Raw genomic sequence first — 5,505 nt, 5'->3', positions numbered from 1 at the left:
ATGGCAGATCGGGTTGCCCCTTTTTCGATCAATCCAAGCCGAGTGCGAGTTTCCCGTCCTGGTGCGGTCATCGGACCCTTGCGGCTGGCGTCGACCGTCCCCGGCTGCCCACCCCTTGCGGTCCCGATGCCCCGGTGGCTAAACAGTCGCCGGATTGCCGTCAATGGCCTCTGAACCACCGGAATCAATTTATGTCTCATGGCCGGAAGATTGCGGTGATTGGGCTCGGTTACGTGGGCCTTCCGGTCGCCGCAGCTTTTGCGCGCGGGGGCGCCTTCGTAACCGGTTTCGACATCGATTCCACCCGCGTCAGCGAGTTGCGGGCAGGGGAGGACCGCACGCGCGAGGTCGACGGCACCGATCTCAAGCGCTCGGGGCTGACCTTCACGAACGATGCGGCTGCGCTCCGCGAGGCCGATTTCTTCATCGTGACGGTTCCGACCCCGATCGATGCGGCGCGCCGGCCCGATCTGACCGCCATGCTGGCGGCGTCCCGGACCGTGGGTGCGGTGCTCAAGCGCGGCGACATCGTGGTCTACGAATCGACGGTCTATCCGGGCGCGGTCGAGGAGGACTGCGTTCCGGTGCTGGAAAGCTGCTCCGGGCTGAAAGCGGGGGCTGATTTTCACGTCGGCTATTCGCCGGAACGCATCAATCCCGGCGACAAGATCCACCGTTTCGAGACCATTTCCAAGGTTGTCTCGGCCCAGGACGAGGCAACGCTGCAGGTGGTGGCCGACGTCTACGGCTCGGTGGTATCAGCCGGCATCCATCGCGCGCCGTCGATCAAGGTGGCGGAGGCCGCCAAGGTGATCGAGAACACCCAGCGCGATCTCAACATCGCCTTCATGAACGAGCTGTCGCTGATCTTCCAGGCGCTCGAGATCGACACGGGCGACGTGCTGGCGGCGGCCGGCACCAAGTGGAACTTCCTGCCGTTCTCGCCGGGGCTGGTCGGCGGCCACTGCATCGGCGTCGATCCGTATTATCTCACCTACCGCGCCGAGAAGGCCGGCTATCATCCGCAGGTGATCCTGGCGGGCCGTCGCATCAACGACGAGATGGGCCGCCGCATCGCGCGCGAATGCATTCGCGGCCTGCTGCGCCGCAAGGGCCAGAGTGGCACGGTCACCGTGCTCGGCATGACCTTCAAGGAGAACGTGCCTGACATCCGCAACTCCCGGGTCATCGACATCGTGCAGGAATTGCGCGACTTCGGCATCGACGTGCAGATCGCCGATCCGCTCGCAGATTCCAGCGCAGTCGAAGGAGAATATGGCATTGCGCTGACGGCGCTGGAGGCCTTGCGTCCGGCGGACGCCGTGGTGCTCGCAGTCGCGCATGAACCCTACGTCGCCGGCGGCTGGCGCATGATCCAGCGGCTGTTGCGTGATGGCGAAGGGCTCGTGCTCGACGTCAAGATGAAGCTCGACCGCGCCGACAGGCCCGCGGCGATCGAACTGTGGCGGCCGTGACGGAGCGATGATGACAGACAACATTGTGCTGGTGACCGGCGCCGGCGGCTTCATCGGATTTCATGTCACGCAGCGCCTGCTGGCCGAAGGGCGGCAGGTGGTCGGCATCGACAGCATCAATAATTACTACGACCCGAAGCTGAAAGAGACGCGGCTCGCGATGCTGACGTCACAGCCCGGCTTCTCGTTCAAAAAACTCGACCTCGCCGATCGCGCGGCGATGAAGGCGCTGTTCGCCGAGCATCGTTTTCCGGCGGTGGTGCATCTCGCCGCGCAAGCCGGCGTACGCTACTCGCTGGAGAACCCGCACGCCTACGTCGATGCCAATCTTGAAGGCTTCATCAACGTGCTGGAAGGCTGCCGGCATAACGACTGCAAGCATCTGCTGTTCGCGTCGTCCTCATCGGTCTATGGCGCCAATACCAAGCTGCCGTTCTCGGTCAAGGACAATGTCGATCATCCGATCAGCCTCTATGCCGCGACCAAGAAAGCCAATGAGCTAATGGCGCATTCCTACAGCCATCTCTATCGGCTTCCGACTACCGGCCTGCGATTCTTCACGGTCTATGGCCCATGGGGGCGGCCCGACATGGCGATGTTCATCTTCGCCAAGGCGATTTTGGCCGGGCAGCCGGTGAAGCTCTTTAACCATGGCAGGATGCGGCGGGATTTCACCTATGTCGATGACGTGGTGCAGGCCGTGGTCCGCCTGATCGGCCGGCCGCCGCAGGGCAATCCGGACTGGAACGGAGACCTGCCGGACCCCGGCACCAGCAAGGCGCCATGGATGGTTTACAATATCGGCAACAATCATCCCGAAGACCTGATGCACGTGATATCCCTGCTGGAGAAGGAATTCGGCCGGGCTGCGGTCAAGGACATGCTGCCGATGCAGCCGGGCGACGTAGAGGCGACTTATGCCGACGTCGCCGATCTCGAGCGCGATATCGGCTTCAAGCCGGCGACGCCGATCGAGGACGGCATTGCGCGCTTTGCCAAATGGTACCGCGACTATCACCGGATCTGATTTGATGACGAAACGTATCATTCCCCTGATCATGTGCGGCGGCGCCGGCACGCGGCTGTGGCCGGCCTCGCGCGAGGTGCGGCCGAAGCAGTTCCTGCCGCTGTTCGGCACGCACTCGACCTTCCAGGACACGCTGCTGCGTGTCTCGGACGCCGATTTGTTCGAGCGGCCGATTATCGTCACCAATGCGGCCTATCGGTTCATGGTGCTGGAGCAACTGGCTGAGATCGGGCTTGAGGCCGATGTGCTGCTCGAGCCGATGCGGCGCGACTCTGGTCCCGCGATCGTGGCCGGCGCGGCATTCGCGCAGGCACGCGACGGCGAGGCCGTGGTGCTGGCGTTGGCAGCCGATCATGTCGTCGGCGACAAGGCGGCCTTCCTGGCCGCCTGCCGCGACGGGCTCACGGCGGCGGAGAACGGCCGCATCGTCACCTTCGGAATCACGCCGGAGCGGCCAGCCACCGAATATGGCTACATCAATCCGGGCGAGGCTGTATCGGGGGCGGTGCGCGCGGTCGCGAAATTCGTCGAGAAGCCGGACCAGCCGACCGCCGAGCGGTACATCAGGGATGGTTATCTCTGGAACAGCGGCAACTTCATGTTCCGTGCCGCCGTGCTGCTCGATGAGTACCGCGCGTTCGATGCGCATAGCGTTCAGGTCGTGGCCGATGCGGTCGCCAATGCCGGCCGCGATCTCGGCTTCGTCATCCTCAATGCCGACAGCTTCGCTGCGGCCAAGCCGATCTCGATCGACTATGCGGTGATGGAAAAGACGGCGCGCGCAGCGGTCGTGCCGGTGTCCTGCGGCTGGTCCGATGTCGGCTCCTGGCATGCGGTGTGGGAATTGTCCGAGAAGGACGCGCAGGGCAACGTCGCACGCGGCGCCGCCGTGTTCGAGGATTCCCGCAACTGCAACGTCGTCACCGATCACGCGCTGGTCGCGCTCGAAGGGGTCGACGACCTCGTCGTGGTCGCGACGCAGGATGCGGTGTTGGTCTCGCGGCAGCGCGACGCCAATGGGCTGAAGCGGCTGGTGGCGAAGCTGAAGACGGTCGCCCCCGAGGTGACCGAATCCCACATCAAGGTGCATCGGCCCTGGGGCAGCTACCAGTCGGTCGATAACGGCGAGCGCCATCAAGTCAAGCGCATTGTGGTCAAGCCGGGCCAGCGGCTGTCGCTGCAAAAGCACTATCACCGCTCGGAGCATTGGATCGTGGTGCGCGGGACAGCGCATGTCACCGTCAATGAAACCGTGAAGACCGTGCACGAGAACGAGTCGATCTACATCCCGATGGGCGCGGTGCATCGGTTGGAGAACCCCGGGAAAATACTGCTGGAACTGATCGAGGTGCAGACCGGCTCCTATCTCGGTGAGGACGACATCATCCGCATCGAGGACGATTATCGGCGCGGGTAGGGCGGCCCCTCTCGAATCAATCGCGCCGTGCTAGATTCGCCGGGAACATGTCTCCCGGAGAGCTGTCCTTGAGCAATGTCGGTTCGCGCGCGTTCCAGAACGCGCGGCTGCAAAAGAAAAGCCGCAAGCAGGCGGATGCGCTGTTGCCCAACGCGGTATCGGCCTATCGCGCCGGCCGGCATGCCGAGGCGCAGGCGATCTGCGGCCAGGTCATCGGACTGGTGCCGGATCATTTCGACGCGTTGCACCTGCTCGGCGTCTCCGCGCTCGAGACCGGCCAGTTCGATCTCGCCGAACAGGCGCTGACGCAGGCGGTCGCCGCCGAGCCGCGCCATGCGGAGGCACTCGCCAATCTCGGATTCGTGCTGTTCAACCAGAAACGCTACGAGGAGGCGCGCAAGGCGCAGGAGCGTGCCGTCACGCTGAAGCCGAATTTCGCGGTGGCGTGGACCAGCCTCGGCAACACGCTGATGAACATGCACCTGTTCGCCCAGGCGCTGGCCGCGCACGAGCGCGCCATTGCCGCCAAGCCTGATCATGCCGACGCCTACTGCAACCGTGGCATGGCGCAGCTGCTGATGCAGCGCAATCATGAGGCCAATGCGAGCTTCGAACGCGCGCTGGCGCTCAACCCGCGCCACATGCAGGCGATGTTTGGCAAGGGCCTGGTCAGCATCAGCCTGCGGCATTTCGAGCAGGCGCTCGCCGCCTTCGATGCGGCGCTGGCGATGAAGCCGGGCACCGCCGCGATCATCGCTCAGCGCGGCCGCATCCACATCCAGATGGGCCAGTTCGAGAAGGCGGAGGCCGATTTCGACCAGGCGCTGGCGCTCGATCCGTTCATGGAGGTCGCGCTGCTCGGCCGGGCCCATATCGGCGTGATCACCGACAAGACCGCGATGGCGCTGGCGGCCTGCAACACGGTGCTCGAACGCAATCCGCGTTCGGAGACGGCGCTGGCCTGGTTCGGCGCGTGCCTCGCCAAGCAGGGCGATATCGCCGGCGCGCTGCAGCAGTTCGAGCGTGCCTTGGAGATCAAGCCCGACTTCGAGGATGCGGTCACGAAGAAGATCTTCGCGCTCGACTTCCTGCCCGAATCCGATGTCGCCCAGCATCAGGCCGCACGGCGCGAATGGTGGACCCGGATCGGCGCCCAGATTCCACGTCGCGAGCTGCCGCCGCGCGACCTCAACCCCGAGCGGCGCATTACCGTCGGCTATGTCTCTTCCGACTTCAGGAGCCATTCGGCCGCGCTGACCTTCCTGCCGGTGCTGCGCAATCACGATCATCAGGCATTCCAGGTCGCCTGCTATTCCTGCTCGACCTTGCCCGACAGCGTCACCGACCAGTGCCGCGCCTGCGCCGACATCTGGGTCGACGCCTCCAGGCTGTCGCAGGAGGAACTCGCGGACCGCATCCAGGCCGACGGCGTCGACATCCTGATCGACCTCTCCGGCCATTCGGCCGGCAACCGGCTGCCGGTGTTCGCCGCCAAGCCGGCGCCGATCCAGGTCACCGCCTGGGGCAGCGGCACCGGCACCGGCCTTAAAACCATCGACTACTTCTTCGCCGATCCGGTGACGGTG

General features: G+C 64.7%; 4 protein-coding genes. All 4 read left to right on the top strand.

The window, feature by feature from the left end:
• Positions 1 to 191 precede the first annotated feature (191 nt).
• Positions 192 to 1,475 carry a nucleotide sugar dehydrogenase gene (locus tag WA702_RS16330; protein WP_425111575.1) on the top strand — a complete coding sequence of 428 codons (1,284 nt, stop codon included), beginning with the start codon at positions 192 to 194 and terminating at the stop codon, positions 1,473 to 1,475.
• Between the two features lie 10 nt (positions 1,476 to 1,485).
• A complete protein-coding gene (locus WA702_RS16325; protein WP_425111574.1) occupies positions 1,486 to 2,502 on the top strand; it encodes an NAD-dependent epimerase in 1,017 nt (338 codons plus the stop codon).
• 4 nt (positions 2,503 to 2,506) lie between these two features.
• The gene (locus tag WA702_RS16320) at positions 2,507 to 3,919 is read left to right on the top strand and encodes a mannose-1-phosphate guanylyltransferase/mannose-6-phosphate isomerase (protein ID WP_425111573.1); all 1,413 of its coding nucleotides are present in this window, start codon (positions 2,507 to 2,509) and stop codon (positions 3,917 to 3,919) included.
• Positions 3,920 to 3,987: 68 nt separating this feature from the next.
• On the top strand, positions 3,988 to 5,505 hold a 1,518-nt coding region (locus tag WA702_RS16315), incomplete at its 3' end, for a tetratricopeptide repeat protein (protein WP_425111572.1).

Source organism: Bradyrhizobium sp. (assembly GCF_049798375.1).
In the GTDB taxonomy this organism is placed as follows: Bacteria; Pseudomonadota; Alphaproteobacteria; order Rhizobiales; family Xanthobacteraceae; genus Bradyrhizobium.
Note: the sequence above shows the minus strand (reverse complement) of the source record. Positions and strands in the feature narration are given on the sequence as shown.